15 protein-coding genes and 1 other annotated feature are annotated in these 14,516 nt (G+C 37.9%); of the genes, 10 read left to right on the top strand and 5 right to left on the bottom strand.

Features of this window, described 5'->3' with window-relative positions; genetic code table 11:
• The first annotated feature begins 27 nt into the window (after positions 1-27).
• The 6 genes from rpsP (at position 28) to tyrA (ending at position 4,691) form a co-directional block, all read left to right on the top strand.
• Complete coding sequence (rpsP, locus tag ACNARN_RS03675; protein ID WP_004244772.1) at positions 28-276, top strand: 30S ribosomal protein S16; 249 nt, start codon at positions 28-30, stop codon at positions 274-276.
• 18 nt (positions 277-294) lie between these two features.
• Complete coding sequence (rimM, locus tag ACNARN_RS03670) at positions 295-840, top strand: ribosome maturation factor RimM (protein ID WP_109374398.1); 546 nt, start codon at positions 295-297, stop codon at positions 838-840.
• Positions 841-879: 39 nt separating this feature from the next.
• A complete protein-coding gene (gene trmD / locus ACNARN_RS03665; RefSeq protein ID WP_109374397.1) occupies positions 880-1,632 on the top strand; it encodes a tRNA (guanosine(37)-N1)-methyltransferase TrmD in 753 nt (250 codons plus the stop codon).
• Positions 1,633-1,684: 52 nt separating this feature from the next.
• Positions 1,685-2,038 (top strand): 50S ribosomal protein L19, encoded by a 354-nt coding sequence (gene rplS, locus ACNARN_RS03660; protein ID WP_023580978.1) that lies wholly within the window; start codon positions 1,685-1,687, stop codon positions 2,036-2,038.
• Positions 2,039-2,444: 406 nt separating this feature from the next.
• Positions 2,445-3,539 (top strand): 3-deoxy-7-phosphoheptulonate synthase, encoded by a 1,095-nt coding sequence (locus ACNARN_RS03655; RefSeq protein ID WP_100158633.1) that lies wholly within the window; start codon positions 2,445-2,447, stop codon positions 3,537-3,539.
• A 27-nt stretch (positions 3,540-3,566) separates the two neighbouring features.
• Positions 3,567-4,691 carry a bifunctional chorismate mutase/prephenate dehydrogenase gene (tyrA, locus tag ACNARN_RS03650; protein ID WP_198620970.1) on the top strand — a complete coding sequence of 375 codons (1,125 nt, stop codon included), beginning with the start codon at positions 3,567-3,569 and terminating at the stop codon, positions 4,689-4,691.
• An 85-nt stretch (positions 4,692-4,776) separates the two neighbouring features.
• Here the strand turns inward: tyrA and ACNARN_RS03645 are convergent, their stop codons facing one another.
• Positions 4,777-4,950: a hypothetical protein gene (locus tag ACNARN_RS03645; protein WP_198620969.1), complete on the bottom strand. Its 174-nt coding sequence runs from the start codon at positions 4,948-4,950 to the stop codon at positions 4,777-4,779.
• Positions 4,951-4,982: 32 nt separating this feature from the next.
• Positions 4,983-5,138 carry a hypothetical protein gene (locus tag ACNARN_RS03640; protein WP_198620968.1) on the bottom strand — a complete coding sequence of 52 codons (156 nt, stop codon included), beginning with the start codon at positions 5,136-5,138 and terminating at the stop codon, positions 4,983-4,985.
• Between the two features lie 404 nt (positions 5,139-5,542).
• Between ACNARN_RS03640 and ACNARN_RS03635 the strand changes: the two genes are divergently transcribed.
• Positions 5,543-6,883 (top strand): anaerobic C4-dicarboxylate transporter, encoded by a 1,341-nt coding sequence (locus ACNARN_RS03635; protein WP_196534251.1) that lies wholly within the window; start codon positions 5,543-5,545, stop codon positions 6,881-6,883.
• An 82-nt stretch (positions 6,884-6,965) separates the two neighbouring features.
• On the opposite strand, the gene pheA is transcribed toward ACNARN_RS03635, so the two are convergent.
• From pheA to bamD, 3 genes are all read right to left on the bottom strand, one after another.
• A complete protein-coding gene (gene pheA / locus ACNARN_RS03630; protein WP_196534250.1) occupies positions 6,966-8,123 on the bottom strand; it encodes a bifunctional chorismate mutase/prephenate dehydratase in 1,158 nt (385 codons plus the stop codon).
• A gap of 35 nt (positions 8,124-8,158) precedes the next feature.
• Positions 8,159-8,276: a sequence feature (Phe leader region), on the bottom strand.
• Between the two features lie 154 nt (positions 8,277-8,430).
• On the bottom strand, positions 8,431-8,766 hold the full coding sequence (raiA, locus tag ACNARN_RS03625) for a ribosome-associated translation inhibitor RaiA (RefSeq protein ID WP_109374392.1): 336 nt from the start codon (positions 8,764-8,766) through the stop codon (positions 8,431-8,433).
• A 271-nt stretch (positions 8,767-9,037) separates the two neighbouring features.
• A complete protein-coding gene (gene bamD, locus ACNARN_RS03620; protein WP_198620999.1) occupies positions 9,038-9,772 on the bottom strand; it encodes an outer membrane protein assembly factor BamD in 735 nt (244 codons plus the stop codon).
• 135 nt (positions 9,773-9,907) lie between these two features.
• Between bamD and rluD the strand changes: the two genes are divergently transcribed.
• From rluD to clpB, 3 genes are all read left to right on the top strand, one after another.
• Positions 9,908-10,885, top strand: coding sequence for a 23S rRNA pseudouridine(1911/1915/1917) synthase RluD (gene rluD, locus ACNARN_RS03615; RefSeq protein WP_075672439.1), 978 nt, complete (start codon positions 9,908-9,910; stop codon positions 10,883-10,885).
• The gene (yfiH, locus tag ACNARN_RS03610; RefSeq protein ID WP_198620966.1) at positions 10,886-11,617 is read left to right on the top strand and encodes a purine nucleoside phosphorylase YfiH; all 732 of its coding nucleotides are present in this window, start codon (positions 10,886-10,888) and stop codon (positions 11,615-11,617) included. It begins immediately after the preceding gene.
• A 146-nt stretch (positions 11,618-11,763) separates the two neighbouring features.
• Positions 11,764-14,337 carry an ATP-dependent chaperone ClpB gene (gene clpB, locus ACNARN_RS03605; RefSeq protein ID WP_196534248.1) on the top strand — a complete coding sequence of 858 codons (2,574 nt, stop codon included), beginning with the start codon at positions 11,764-11,766 and terminating at the stop codon, positions 14,335-14,337.
• Positions 14,338-14,516 lie beyond the last annotated feature (179 nt).

The following is a 14,516-nucleotide window of genomic DNA, read 5'->3' as shown; positions in this document are numbered from 1 at the left end:
GTTGTTTTATTAACTAATGAGGATGTTATGGTAACAATTCGTTTAGCTCGTGGCGGCGCAAAAAAGCGTCCGTTTTACCAAGTAGTAGTAACCGATAGCCGCAATGCACGTGATGGTCGTTTCATTGAGCGTGTAGGCTTTTATAACCCACTGGCAACCGGTAATGCAGAAGAATTACGTTTAGACGTAGACCGTGTTGAACACTGGGTTGCTCAAGGCGCAACAGTTTCAGAACGTGTTGCTGGCCTGATCAAATCAGCGAAGAAAAGCGCTTAATCTGTCGCGGTGGTAACAATGAGCGAACAAAAAACCTTAAAAGAACCTATAGAACCTATTGTAATGGGTAAATTGGGTTCACCTTACGGGATCCGTGGTTGGCTCAGAGTTTTTTCCTCCACCGAACACGCCGAAAACATTTTTGAATATCAACCGTGGTTTATTCAACGTCATGGACAGTGGGAAACTATTGAAATTGAAAGTTGGAAACATCACAACCAAGATATTATCGTCAAGCTAAAAGGTATTGATGACAGAGATGCGGCTAATATCCTGACTAATTTTGAAATTGTTGTGAATGCTTCGCAACTTCCAGAGCTTGAAGGTGAATATTACTGGAAAGATCTGATGGGGTGCCATGTAGAAACTGACAAAGGCTACGATCTGGGTGTCGTTACTGACATGATGGAAACGGGCTCAAATGATGTCATGGTCATTAAAGCTAATCTGAAAGATGCGTTCGGTGCCGGGGAACGGCTAATCCCGTTTCTTGATGGGCAGGTTATCAAGAAAGTCGATCTCTCAGCGAAAAAAATTATCGTTGATTGGGATCCTGGTTTTTAGATTATTCCGGTTAACGGTTCTCAATAGTGGGACACAAAAATGTGGATTGGGGTAATTAGCCTATTTCCAGAAATGTTCCGCTCTATAACCGAGTACGGGGTGACTGGTCGGGCAGTGAAGCATGGTCTGCTCAATGTAGAATGTTGGAATCCCCGAGATTTTACATACGACAGACACAATACCGTTGATGATCGTCCTTATGGCGGTGGTCCTGGTATGTTGATGATGGTACAACCTTTAAGGGAAGCCATTCATCAAGCGAAAGCTGCGGCAGGTGATGGAGCAAAGGTGATTTATTTATCACCTCAGGGACGCAAACTCGATCAACAAGGAGTTTGTGAACTGGCAACAAATGAGAAGTTAATTCTGGTTTGTGGTCGGTATGAAGGTATAGATGAGCGTGTCATTCAGACTGAAATCGATGAAGAGTGGTCTGTAGGTGATTACGTATTAAGTGGTGGGGAATTACCTGCCATGATAATGATAGATGCAGTAGCGCGCTTTGTACCGGGTGTTCTCGGACATGCAGCCTCTGCGAAAGAAGATTCTTTTGCTGAAGGTTTACTGGATCATCCTCACTATACTCGCCCAGAGGTTTTAGATGGTATGGAAGTTCCGGCAGTTTTACTGTCAGGCAACCATGCTCATATTAATCGCTGGCGCATGAAGCAATCACTGGGTCGAACCTGGCTAAGAAGACCTGAGCTTCTGGAAAGCCTAGCTCTGACTGACGAGCAAAGAGTGCTGTTAACAGAGTTCCAACAGGAACATCTGTCAGGAACAGCAGAGTAAGTCTGACACAAGATGTCATTAATATCAGTTTACCTAGGGTAAGAGAGTTATTATGAGCAATATTATTAAACAAATCGAACAAGAACAGATGAAGCAAGATGTTCCTTCATTCCGTCCTGGTGACACTTTAGAAGTTAAAGTATGGGTTGTTGAAGGTTCTAAAAAACGTCTGCAGGCATTCGAGGGCGTGGTTATCGCTATTCGTAACCGCGGTCTGCACTCTGCATTCACTGTTCGTAAAATTTCTAATGGCGAAGGTGTTGAGCGTGTATTCCAAACTCACTCTCCAGTCGTAGATAGCATCACTGTGAAACGTCGTGGTGCGGTTCGTCAAGCTAAACTGTACTACCTGCGTGAGCGTTCAGGTAAGGCTGCTCGTATTAAAGAGCGTCTTAACGCTAAATAATACGCTTTCGCACATCCGAAAGTTATTGTTAAAAGGTCAGCATTTGCTGACCTTTTTTATATCACCCCATGTTGAAAATACTGCTTGTTAGTTTTTACCTCTTTTACCTCTATATCCCTATCTTATCTATTCTTCATATGTCGAGATTCATTAAAAGACAAGCTGTAAATATATTTTTACAAAATGGTATTTTAATTCAATCTTCATCACATTATTTATGCTCTCTCTTTTTATTGTAACTAATTGTTATTTATTGTTTATTTGTATCAAAAACATTAATCGTAAAGATATGATTACATTGCTGTCAAAATTATTAAAAATATGGATTGATTTCTTTACATTGCGTGTTATCTTATCTTTCAGACACACAAAAATCACAATGACAGATATAAAAAAGGTAAAGATTATGATCATGCAAAAAGACGCACTCAATAATGTGAATATCAGCGAAGAGCTGGTTTTAATTACTCCAGAAGAGTTAAAACAAAAATACCCATTGAGTCGCAATGATCTGCATGCCATTGCTCAGTCACGTCAAACAATTTCTGAAATTGTCCAACGTCGTGATCCTCGCTTACTCGTGGTATGTGGGCCTTGTTCCATTCATGATGTCGATGTTGCGTTAGATTACGCAAAACGCCTGAAAGTCTTAGCGTCTGAATTAAGTGATAGTCTGTATATTGTGATGCGTGTCTACTTTGAAAAACCTCGTACAACTGTTGGTTGGAAAGGTTTAATCAGCGATCCATTTATGGATGGTAGCTTTGAGATGGAAAAAGGGTTACATATTGCCCGTAAGCTATTGACTGAGCTTGTACAATTAGGTTTGCCTCTAGCGACTGAAGCGTTAGATCCTAACAATCCACAATACTTAGGTGATTTATTTAGTTGGTCTGCAATTGGAGCCAGAACAACAGAATCTCAGACTCACCGTGAAATGGCATCAGGGCTTTCAATGCCAGTTGGATTTAAAAACGGAACAGATGGTAATTTAGATACTGCGATTAACGCGATGAAAGCGGCTTCTATGCCACACCGGTTTATGGGAATTAATCAATCAGGGCAGGTTTGTTTATTGCAAACACAAGGTAACCCTGATGGTCATGTTATTTTACGTGGTGGCAAAACACCAAACTACCATGAAGAAGATGTTGCTCAATGTGAAGCTCAAATGGTAAAAGCAGGATTAAAACCATCATTAATGATTGATTGCAGCCATGGTAATTCTAATAAAGATTTCCGTCGTCAAACAGCGGTGGTTGATTCTGTGATTGAGCAAATTACTAAAGGTAATGAATCAATCACTGGCATTATGTTAGAAAGCCATATTAATGAAGGCAATCAATCGTCAGAGCAATCTCGTAGTGAAATGAAATACGGTGTCTCAGTAACAGATGCGTGTATTAGTTGGGAAACAACGGAGTCAGTATTAAGAAATTTACATGCTCAACTTTCCCCGATTTTGGTTCAGCGTGAAGCTCAGTTAAAAAAAGTTAGTTAATCATAAAGAAAAAAGAGGCAAGCATAGATGGCTGAAGAATTACAAGGTTTGCGTGAGCAAATTGATCAGGTAGATAAATCACTGCTTTCTTTACTCGCAAAAAGAATGCAGTTGGTAGCTGAAGTGGGAGAAGTTAAAAACCGTCATGGCTTACCGATTTATGCGCCTGATAGAGAAGCCGCTATGCTTGCTTCTCGTCGTAATGACGCACAAATGATGGGAATTTCCCCAGATTTGATTGAAGATGTGTTACGCCGAGTAATGCGAGAATCCTATACTAAAGAGAATGATAAGGGATTTAAAACTCTTAACCCTCAACTTGGTAAAATCGTTATTGTGGGAGGAAATGGGAAAATGGGTAAACTATTTTCTCGTTTGTTTACACTCTCTGGCTATCAAGTTGAAAGTTTAGAAGCTGATGAATGGCAAACTAAGTCGCCTGCTATTTTTGATAATGCAGGAATGGTAATAATTAGTGTACCTATCCATTTAACCGTTGAGGTTATTGAACAATTACCGCCATTGCCTAAAGATTGCTTATTAGTCGATTTAGCTTCTATCAAAAAAGCCCCTTTAGAGGCGATGTTAAAGGCACATAGTGGGCCCGTTTTAGGTCTTCATCCAATGTTTGGCCCTGATGTGCCCAGTTTGGCAAAACAGGTTGTGGCTTATTGTGAAGGCCGAAACCATCAAGAATTTGAATGGTTGCTAGAGCAATTAATGGTATGGGGAGCAAAAATTGAGGCGATTACGCCAGAAGAGCATGATAAAAACATGAGTTTTATTCAAGCACTTCGACATTTTACTACCTTTGCTTACGGTCAGCATTTAGCAAAAGAAAAAGTGGACTTAGCCAGTTTACTGCGACTCTCATCTCCTATTTATCGCTTAGAATTGGCAATGATAGGACGACTGTTTGCTCAAGATCCTCAACTCTATGCTGATATTATTTTATCATCACAAGAGAATATTGAACTAATTCGTAGATATCATCATTCTTTGGGGCAAGCTATCGATTTATTAGATATAAATGCAAAGAGTGAGTTTGTTCGTTCATTTAATAACGTGAGTGATTGGTTTGGCGATTATGCTACTCAATTTATGAAAGAGAGTGGTGTATTATTACAAAAGGCTAACGATAGCCGAATCTAGTTAAATTATTTGTTATATAAAAGGTCGAGCAATAAAATAAATTGTTCGGCCTTTTTATTTTATTAATTATTTCATGTTTAGCTTATCACCAGTCATCATCACAAGGTGGCCAAACACAACGACTAGAAGCAGAGATATTGCTATTATTTTGAGAATATTCAATTTTCGATGTTATATTTTTTTCTGCCTTATCATCAAAATAAGCACTCGTATAACTAGCGAATAAAAATGAGCATATTAAAATATATGATTTATTCATAATAACTCCTTTTAAAACAAAATGCTTAAAAGTTAATAGTCTTTAGGATCTGGACATGGGCTTACTGTGCAACGTTTCAAATCCGTTTGAGACGTTAGTGAGTAAGTGTGATAACCCTCTTTTAATTTAATTTCATCTACGTTATTGGTAAAAAATAGACTTAAAATCAGTATGATAAAAGTGTTCATATTCTTTCCCTCCATTTAATAATAGATAAGAATCACATGTTTTTACTTAGAAAATAAAAGTAGAGAAATATAAATATATATTTAAAAACAATAAGATAAATATCTATATTTATTAATAGATTAATACATCTTGTGTTTATTGTTATTTAATTGTTATCTCAGAGTTTAATTTAATAATAATTAATGTTCAAGATTGTCTTTTTATTAAAAGTTATTTGTTGATGAGATCTTAAAAATGAATGAAATTAAAAGGTATTATTAAAATTATAACAATGATCAAAAAAATGCCTATAACAATTATCGTAAATTATATTTTATAAGCTCTTTTTTTTTGCAATAAGTGCTAAAAATTTCATTGTATTATTTTTTGTTTATATTTCGACGTGTTTTTCAAGGGGTAATTTATGGATTTTTTAATACAACTCGCCATTATATTAGTGTGTCTATTTTATGGGGCTAGAAAGGGAGGAATTGCACTAGGTCTATTAGGTGGTGTAGGTTTGGTTATTTTAGTTTTTGTTTTTAACCTCCCTCCAGGAAAACCACCTGTTGATGTAATGTTAGTTATTATTGCCGTTGTTTCTGCATCAGCAACATTACAAGCATCTGGTGGATTAGATGTTATGTTGCAAATAGCAGAAAAATTATTACGTAAAAATCCAAAATATATTTCTATTGTTGCACCACTCGTAACTTGTACTCTTACAATATTATGTGGTACTGGGCACGTTGTTTATACCATATTGCCAATAATCTATGATGTGTCGATTAAAAATAATATTCGTCCGGAAAGACCAATGGCGGCAAGTACAATCGGCTCTCAAATGGGGATTATTGCCAGTCCAGTTTCCGTTGCCGTTGTTACATTAGTCGCAATGCTCGGTGATGTGACTTTTAATGGTAAACACCTTGAGTTTTTAGATTTATTAGCAATTACTATTCCTTCTACTTTTATCGGTATTTTAGCCATTGGTATCTTTAGCTGGTTTAGAGGAAAAGATTTAGATAAAGACCAACGCTTCCAAGAATTTGTTTCAGTTCCTGAAAACCATGATTATGTTTATGGTGATACAGCAACACTTCTAGATAAAAAGCTCCCTATGAAAAACTGGGTAGCAATGTGGATTTTCTTAGGTGCAATTGCTGTTGTGGCAATATTAGGTGCTTTCTCTGAAATACGTCCTGTATTTAATGGCAAGCCATTATCTATGGTGCTCGTTATTCAAATGTTTATGTTATTAGCTGGCGCGTCAATTATTATTATCTGTAAAACCAACCCTTCTCTTATTTCTAAAAATGAAGTATTTCGTTCAGGGATGATAGCAATTGTTGCCGTGTATGGTATTGCTTGGATGGCAGAGACAATGTTCTCTGCACATATGAAAGAAATAGAAGCTGCATTAGGACAATTAGTACGAGAATATCCTTGGGCTTATGCAGTTGTCTTATTATTGGTATCTAAGTTTGTTAATTCACAAGCAGCGGCTTTAGCAGCCATTGTTCCTTTAGCATTGGGTATTGGTGTTGATCCTGCTTATATCATTGCATCTGCACCTGCTTGTTATGGTTACTATATTCTTCCTACTTATCCTAGTGACTTAGCCGCTATTCAATTTGACCGTTCTGGTACAACTCGAATAGGGCGATTTGTTATTAACCATAGCTTTATTCTACCAGGATTAATTGGTGTAACTGTTTCCTGTGTCTTTGGTTGGATATTTGCAGCGATGTATGGCTTCTTATAATGAGTGACAAAGTAAGAATATGAGATAAAAAAAGCCAGATAGGTGATGTACTATCTGGCTTATTTATTAGTGGATCGTTTTATTATTTTACTTCAACAGGAACGACATTCTCGGAAGGATAACAACCTAATACTTTTAATGAACGTGTTGTTTGTGATAAATCGTGTAAGGCTTTTTGCATATTAATATCACGTAAATTTGCTTGAACATCAATATAAAACATCTCTTCCCAAGGTGTGCCATTAATAGGACGAGACTCGAGTTTCGTCATAATAATGTCGTATTTTTTTAAAATCATTAATGCATCGACTAATGCACCCGCTTGTTGCCCAGTAGCCATTAAGAAGGTTGTTTTAGCGGGTACTTGCTCTGAAACATCAATGGCTTTTCGTGCAATAACAATAAAGCGTGTTACGTTTATTTGCTGGTTTGCTAAATTATTAGCTAAAGGTTTTAAACCATAAAGAGAGCCACCGGCTTCACTACCAATAGCCGCAACAAGTGGTGATTGTGCAAGAGCTACTTTTTCCATTGCAGCAGCTGTACTTTCGCAATATTCAATTTTCCAGTTTGGATACTGATTTAAATAATGACTGCATTGTTGGAAGGGTTGAGGATGACTATAAATAGTTTGCAACTCTTCTGTACTGCTATCGACACTTGTTAAAAGCGCATGATTAATAGGGATGCGAATTTCTCCAACAATAGAGATTGATGTTGTTTGCAGTAAATCGTAAACATCATTAATTGCCCCTGAACTGGTATTTTCAATAGGTAGTAAACCGTAATCAGCTTGGCCTGTATCGACAAGTGTAAAAATGTCATCAAATTTCTGGCAAGTGCAATCAACGAAGCTATCAAAATGGCGGGCTGCATATTGACGAGCAGCAATATGTGAATAAGAGCCTTTAGGCCCTAAATAAGCAATTCTGGCTGATTCATTCGGTGTTGCATTAAGATGTTGTTGTAGAATGGCTTGTTGCGTTAAGACAGAGTCTTCAATGATCATTTGAAAAATACGACTAATATAAAAACCATCTAGCCCAACGTTTTTTCCTTTCTCAATTAATAAATCAAGTAATTCACGCTCACGATTTTTATCTCTAATAGGGCGATGTGTATTCAATTTAAATTGAGCAACATCAGCAGATAATTGACGTCTGTTTGCTAACAATGTTAGTAATTCTGAATCTAACATTGTGATTTTATCTCTGATTGCTGATAAATCGAGTTTTTCCATGTTTAAGCCCTATACCGTTATGTCATGCCATCATAAATAAAAAAGCCTCCAATTTTGGAGGCTATTGTCGTTCTTACTTTTCTTTCTGAAATGACAAAGCCTCTTAATGAAAGAGTAGAAAGAAAAAGAAGAAAGGCAAATGTGAATGTTTTTTCATTATATTGATTGGTAAATTATTTAACATATCGCTATCAAACATGATGATGTGAATAGAGTCAAGAAAAATACAATAAAAAGCGCATCACGAGGATGCGCAGAGGCGTTTTGAGTCAGTGATTTATTCTAATTTTTAATCTTGCTTTACTATTTACATTTCATCGACAAGTAAATTCTCTTCTTTCAGGCTGTTATCAGCCCGACGAGATTCGTTTTTATGCTGAACTTTGTTTAATTGACGTTCAAGTTTTGCGAGTAATTCATTAATTGCAACATACATATCAGTGTGTTGTGCATTAGCGACCAATTGCCCATTTGGTGTATGAATGCTGGCATCAACACTAAAACCTTTAGGATCTTTCGTAAGAATAATATGAGGATTGATTAAATTCACCTGCCATTTATTGAGTTTAGTTAGACGGCTTTCAATGTGTTCACGTAGTGCTGGGGTAATTTCCATTTGTTTGCTAGTAATATTTATAATCATATAGTTACCTCTTTATTACTCCGTCTTCGATAACTTCAGAATATCGTGATACACAATTTAAAACATGATCAAAATCACTTTTTGTTAGATGTATGTGTAACTAGTAATAGAAACGTGACAAATGATAAATAGCTGAAAAAGACCGCTTGTTAAGTTGCATTTATTCAGTCATATTAGGAAGGTTGGGCTGATGAAAAGCAAAGACAATTTAGCTAGAAAAGAATAAAAAAACAGCAGCGATAAGCTGCTGTTTTTGATGGTGATGTTTTTATTAGGCTGGATTGGCTGCAATTAGTGAAGCTACTTTTTCTGCTTCTTGCGTCAGACCTAATTCTTTATAAGCGTTTTCCATATAGACAAGCGCGTCACGAGTAGCTTGTGTGTCAGGATAATCGCGCATCATTTGCTCTACTCTATTAATAACCGCGACATAAGCCCCTCGTTTAGTATAGAATTTCGCAACAGAAAGCTCATACTTCGCTAAACGGTTTTTAAGAAAGACTAGGCGTTTGGTTGCATCGGCGACATAAAGGCTGTCTGGATAGTAACGAACTAATTGACTAAAATCTTTAAATGCCACGATGGCATGTTGAGGATCACGGTCTGAACGATCAATACCAAAGAATCCTTGTAATGCACTATCATCTAATGCTTGAGCTGTTAAGCCTCGCATATAAAGAACATAGTCGATATTAGGATGGGTTGGGTTTAATCGCATAAAACGGTCGATTGCAGAAATCGCCATTGGTAGTTCCGCTGATTTATAATAAGCATAAATCAGATCGAGTTGAACTTGTTGCGAGTAAGGGCCAAAAGGATAGCGATTATCGAGAGACTCTAATTGTTTGATAGCCGCTCCATAATTGCCATCTAGCAATTTTTCCTGACTGGTTGAGTAAAGCTCAGAAGGCGACATATCGGCAGTAACGTCTTTGTCTGAACTCGAACAGCCAGCAAGTAACAGGCTTACAGTGGCCGCTGCCACCAGGTATTTAATGCGTCTCATCACGTATTGATTATCCTCTGAATAGGTTTGGGGAGTCTCTCCGTGAAGCTCCCCTGAAATCGGTTACACTATAACTCATTTTAAATGAAACGGCTGTGCCGTCAAAACACTAACTTAATTAATAGAAAATTATTTATGTCTCAACAAATACGACTTAATGCTACAGTCGCAGATTCACAGCTGGGTCAACGCTTAGATCAGGCTTTGGCCGAAATGTTCCCTGATTATTCAAGATCTCGTATAAAAGAGTGGATCTTAGACAATAGAGTGCAGGTTAACGATAAAATCATCAATAAGCCAAAAGAAAAAATGCTTGGCGGTGAAAAAATTGAAGTCGATGCCTTAATTGAAGAGGAAGTTCGCTGGGAGCCTCAGAATATTCCGTTAAATATCGTTTATGAAGATGACGATATTTTAGTTATCAATAAGCCAAGAGATCTCGTTGTTCATCCTGGTGCGGGTAATCCTGATGGCACCGTATTAAATGCATTACTTTATCGCTATCCAGAGATTGCTAATGTACCTCGTGCGGGTATTGTCCATCGATTGGATAAAGATACAACAGGTTTAATGGTTGTTGCAAAAACAGTTCCTGCTCAAACGCATTTAGTTGAAGCTTTACAACGTCGTGAAATCACGCGTGAGTATGAAGCGGTTGCAACAGGAAGAATGACAGCGGGAGGATTAGTGAATGAACCTATTTCTCGACATCCAACTAAACGGACACATATGGCTGTGCACCCAATGGGTAAACCAGCAGTAACACATTATCGTGTTATGGAGCATTTCCGTGCTCATACACGTTTGCGTTTACGTTTAGAAACCGGTCGTACTCACCAAATTCGTGTTCATATGGCTCATATTCACCATGCTTTAATCGGTGATCAGCTTTATGCAGGAAGACCTCGTCCTTTAAAAGGGGCTTCAGATGAATTACGTGAAACGTTACGCTTATTTGATAGACAAGCGCTACATGCAACGATGCTACGTCTTTATCATCCAATAACAGGTATTGAAATGGAATGGCATGCACCATTGCCTGATGATATGGTTAAGCTTATCGATGTGCTAAAAGCTGACGTTGAACAGTTTAAAGATGAAATGGATTGGTAAATGACTTCATTGATTTTTCCAGATTGGCCACAACCTGAAAATATTGGGTCTTGCAGTACCTTGAGAGAAGGTGGGATTAGTCTACCGCCTTATAACAGCCTCAATTTAGGTACTCATGTTGGTGATAAATTGTCTGATGTTGAAGAAAATAGACGCAGACTTTGCCAGCAAGCTCAATTGCCTGAAATGCCACTATGGCTTGAACAAGTTCATGGCACTCATGTTGTTACGCTAAATACTGAGAAAAATAATGAAATACAAGGTGATGCCCTTTACACCTCTACCGTGAAAAAAGTTTGCGCAATTATGACGGCAGATTGTTTGCCAGTCCTTTTTACAACTGTTGATGGAACAGAAGTTGGCGCCGCTCATGGTGGATGGCGAGGGCTTTGTCATGGTGTATTACAGAATACACTTGCGCAGTTTAAAGCACCTAAAGATCAAATTATGGCATGGCTAGGGCCAGCAATTGGACCAACTGCTTTTGAGGTTGGTGCAGAAGTCCGTTTGGCGTTTATAGAGAAAAATATTGCCTTTGAATCTGCATTTATTCCCCATAATGGTAAATATTTAGCTAATATTTATATGTTAGCGAGAATAATCTTACAGGAAAGTGGAATAACTCAGATTTATGGTGGCGATTTTTGTACTGTAACTGATCCATCGCGCTTCTTTTCTTATAGACGAGAGCATGTAACTGGGCGAATGGCATCATTAATCTGGATTAAATAAACTTCCTCTCAACGTTTTTTCTCACTTATCTCAAATATTGATGAATATTTTTGCTCAAAATTTTTATTTTGAGCTTGAATATTGTCAAAATGACCTCATCTATTCTCCAGTTACGAATTTTACTTTAAATTTTACTTGGAGGTGTTATGCGTCTGGATAAATTAACCAACAAATTCCAGCAAGCTCTCGCAGACGCCCAGTCATTGGCACTTGGGAACGATAATCAATTTATAGAACCCATACATTTACTGAGTGCGTTATTTAATCAACAAGGTGGCTCAATTCGCCCTCTATTAACATCCGTAGGTGTTAATGCATCGCAATTTAATGAGCGAATTAATGATGCTTTGTCTCGATTACCTAAAGTCGAAGGTGCTGGTGGAGAGGTTCATCCCTCAAATGATTTAATTAAGCACCTTAACTTGTGCGATAAATTGGCACAGAAAAAAGGTGACGAATTTATTTCGTCAGAGCTCTTTCTTTTAGCTGCTATGGAAACCGGTGGGCAAGTTGCTGATATGCTAAAAGCTGCCGGAGCGAATAAAGCAAGTCTTGAGATAGCGATTGAAAAAATACGTGGTGGAGAAACAGTGAACGATCAAAATGCAGAAGACCAACGTCAGGCATTGAAAAAATATACTGTGGATTTAACGGAAAGAGCAGAACAAGGCAAACTCGATCCTGTTATTGGTCGTGATGAAGAAATAAGAAGAACTATTCAAGTTCTACAACGCCGTACTAAAAACAACCCTGTGCTTATTGGTGAACCAGGGGTTGGTAAAACGGCCATTGTTGAAGGTTTGGCTCAACGTATTGTTAATGGTGAAGTCCCTGAAGGTTTAAAGAATAAGCGTGTACTTTCTTTAGATATGGGCTCGTTATTAGCAGGTGCTAAATACCGTGGTGAATTTGAAGAACGTTTAAAAGCGGTTTTAAATGATTTATCTAAACAGGAAGGCAGTGTCATTCTGTTTATTGATGAATTACATACGATGGTTGGCGCAGGTAAAGCTGACGGTGCTATGGATGCGGGAAATATGTTAAAGCCTGCATTAGCTCGTGGTGAATTACACTGTGTGGGTGCAACAACACTTGATGAATATCGTCAATATATTGAAAAAGATGCGGCATTAGAGCGTCGTTTCCAAAAAGTGTATGTGGCTGAGCCAACTGTAGAAGATACTATTGCTATTTTACGTGGTCTGAAAGAACGTTATGAACTTCATCATCATGTTCAAATTACAGATCCTGCGATTGTTGCGGCTGCGACTTTATCTCATCGTTATATCTCTGACCGTATGTTACCAGATAAAGCGATTGACTTAATTGATGAAGCGGGCGCAAGCCTACGTATGCAGATGGATTCAAAACCAGAAGCATTAGATAGACTTGATAGACGTATTATTCAGCTGAAACTTGAACAACAAGCACTGCAAAAAGAGTCTGATGATGCAAGTAAAAAACGTTTAGAGATGCTAAATGAAGAACTTGCTGAAAAAGAGAAAGAGTATTCTGCTTTAGAAGAAGAGTGGAAAGCAGAAAAAGCAGAACTTACTGGCACTCAACATATTAAATCTGAATTAGAGCAGGCTCGTATTGCATTAGAACAAGCTCGCCGTAGCGGTGATTTGGCGAAAATGTCAGAGATCCAATATGGACAAATCCCGACGTTAGAAAAACAGCTTGCTGAAGCTAATAAAGCTGAAGATAAACATATGAAGCTGTTACGTAATAAAGTCACTGATGCTGAAATTGCTGAAATCTTGGCTCGTTGGACAGGTATTCCTGTATCTAGAATGCTAGAAGGGGAACGTGAAAAACTGCTAAGAATGGAACAAGAGCTACATAGACGTGTTATTGGTCAAGCTGAGGCTGTGAGTGCAGTATCTAATGCTATTCGTCGTAGCCGTGCTGGATTATCTGATCCAAATCGTCCAATTGGTTCGTTCTTATTCTTAGGGCCTACTGGGGTAGGTAAGACTGAGTTGTGTAAAGCATTAGCGAACTTCTTGTTTGATAGTGATGATGCAATGGTTCGTATCGATATGTCTGAATTTATGGAAAAACACTCCGTTTCTCGTTTAGTGGGTGCACCTCCAGGATATGTTGGTTACGAAGAAGGTGGATATTTAACAGAAGCCGTTCGCCGTCGCCCTTATTCAGTCATTTTATTAGATGAAGTTGAAAAAGCGCATCCAGACGTATTCAATATTTTATTACAAGTATTGGATGATGGTCGTTTAACGGATGGACAAGGCCGAACAGTCGATTTTCGTAATACAGTTGTGATTATGACATCGAACTTGGGGTCTGATTTAATTCAAGAACGCTTCGGGACAATTGATTATCCTGAAATGAAAAACATTGTGATGGATGTTGTTGGCCATCATTTCAGACCAGAGTTTATCAACCGTATTGATGAAGTTGTGGTATTCCACCCATTAGGTAAAGAAAACATTGCAGCGATTGCACAAATTCAATTGCGTCGTTTATACCAGCGTTTAGAAGAGCGTGGTTATCACGTTACTATCACTGGGGCTGCATTAGAGAAATTGAGTGAAGTTGGATTCGATCCAATTTATGGTGCTCGTCCATTAAAACGGGCTATCCAGCAAGAGGTTGAAAATCCATTAGCTCAAGATATCTTGTCTGGCAAATTATTACCGGGCAAAGAGATTATCTTAGATTTAGATGACAATAAGATAATCGCGAAGCAGTAATAGATAACACTAAACCAAAAAGAGGCTTATATAAGCCTCTTTTTTTATACTTTATGTTTTTATTGAGTAAGGGGGATGGGGATATTTAAATATGATTTATATTATTTGAAACTTTTTTCGACAGTAAATGTCTATAAATTACACTGAATATATCGATTTGATTATTAAGTGCGCTGTCG

The organism is Proteus sp. TSJ240517 (assembly GCF_047921575.1).
Classification (GTDB): domain Bacteria; phylum Pseudomonadota; class Gammaproteobacteria; order Enterobacterales; family Enterobacteriaceae; genus Proteus.
Note: the sequence above shows the minus strand (reverse complement) of the source record. Positions and strands in the feature narration are given on the sequence as shown.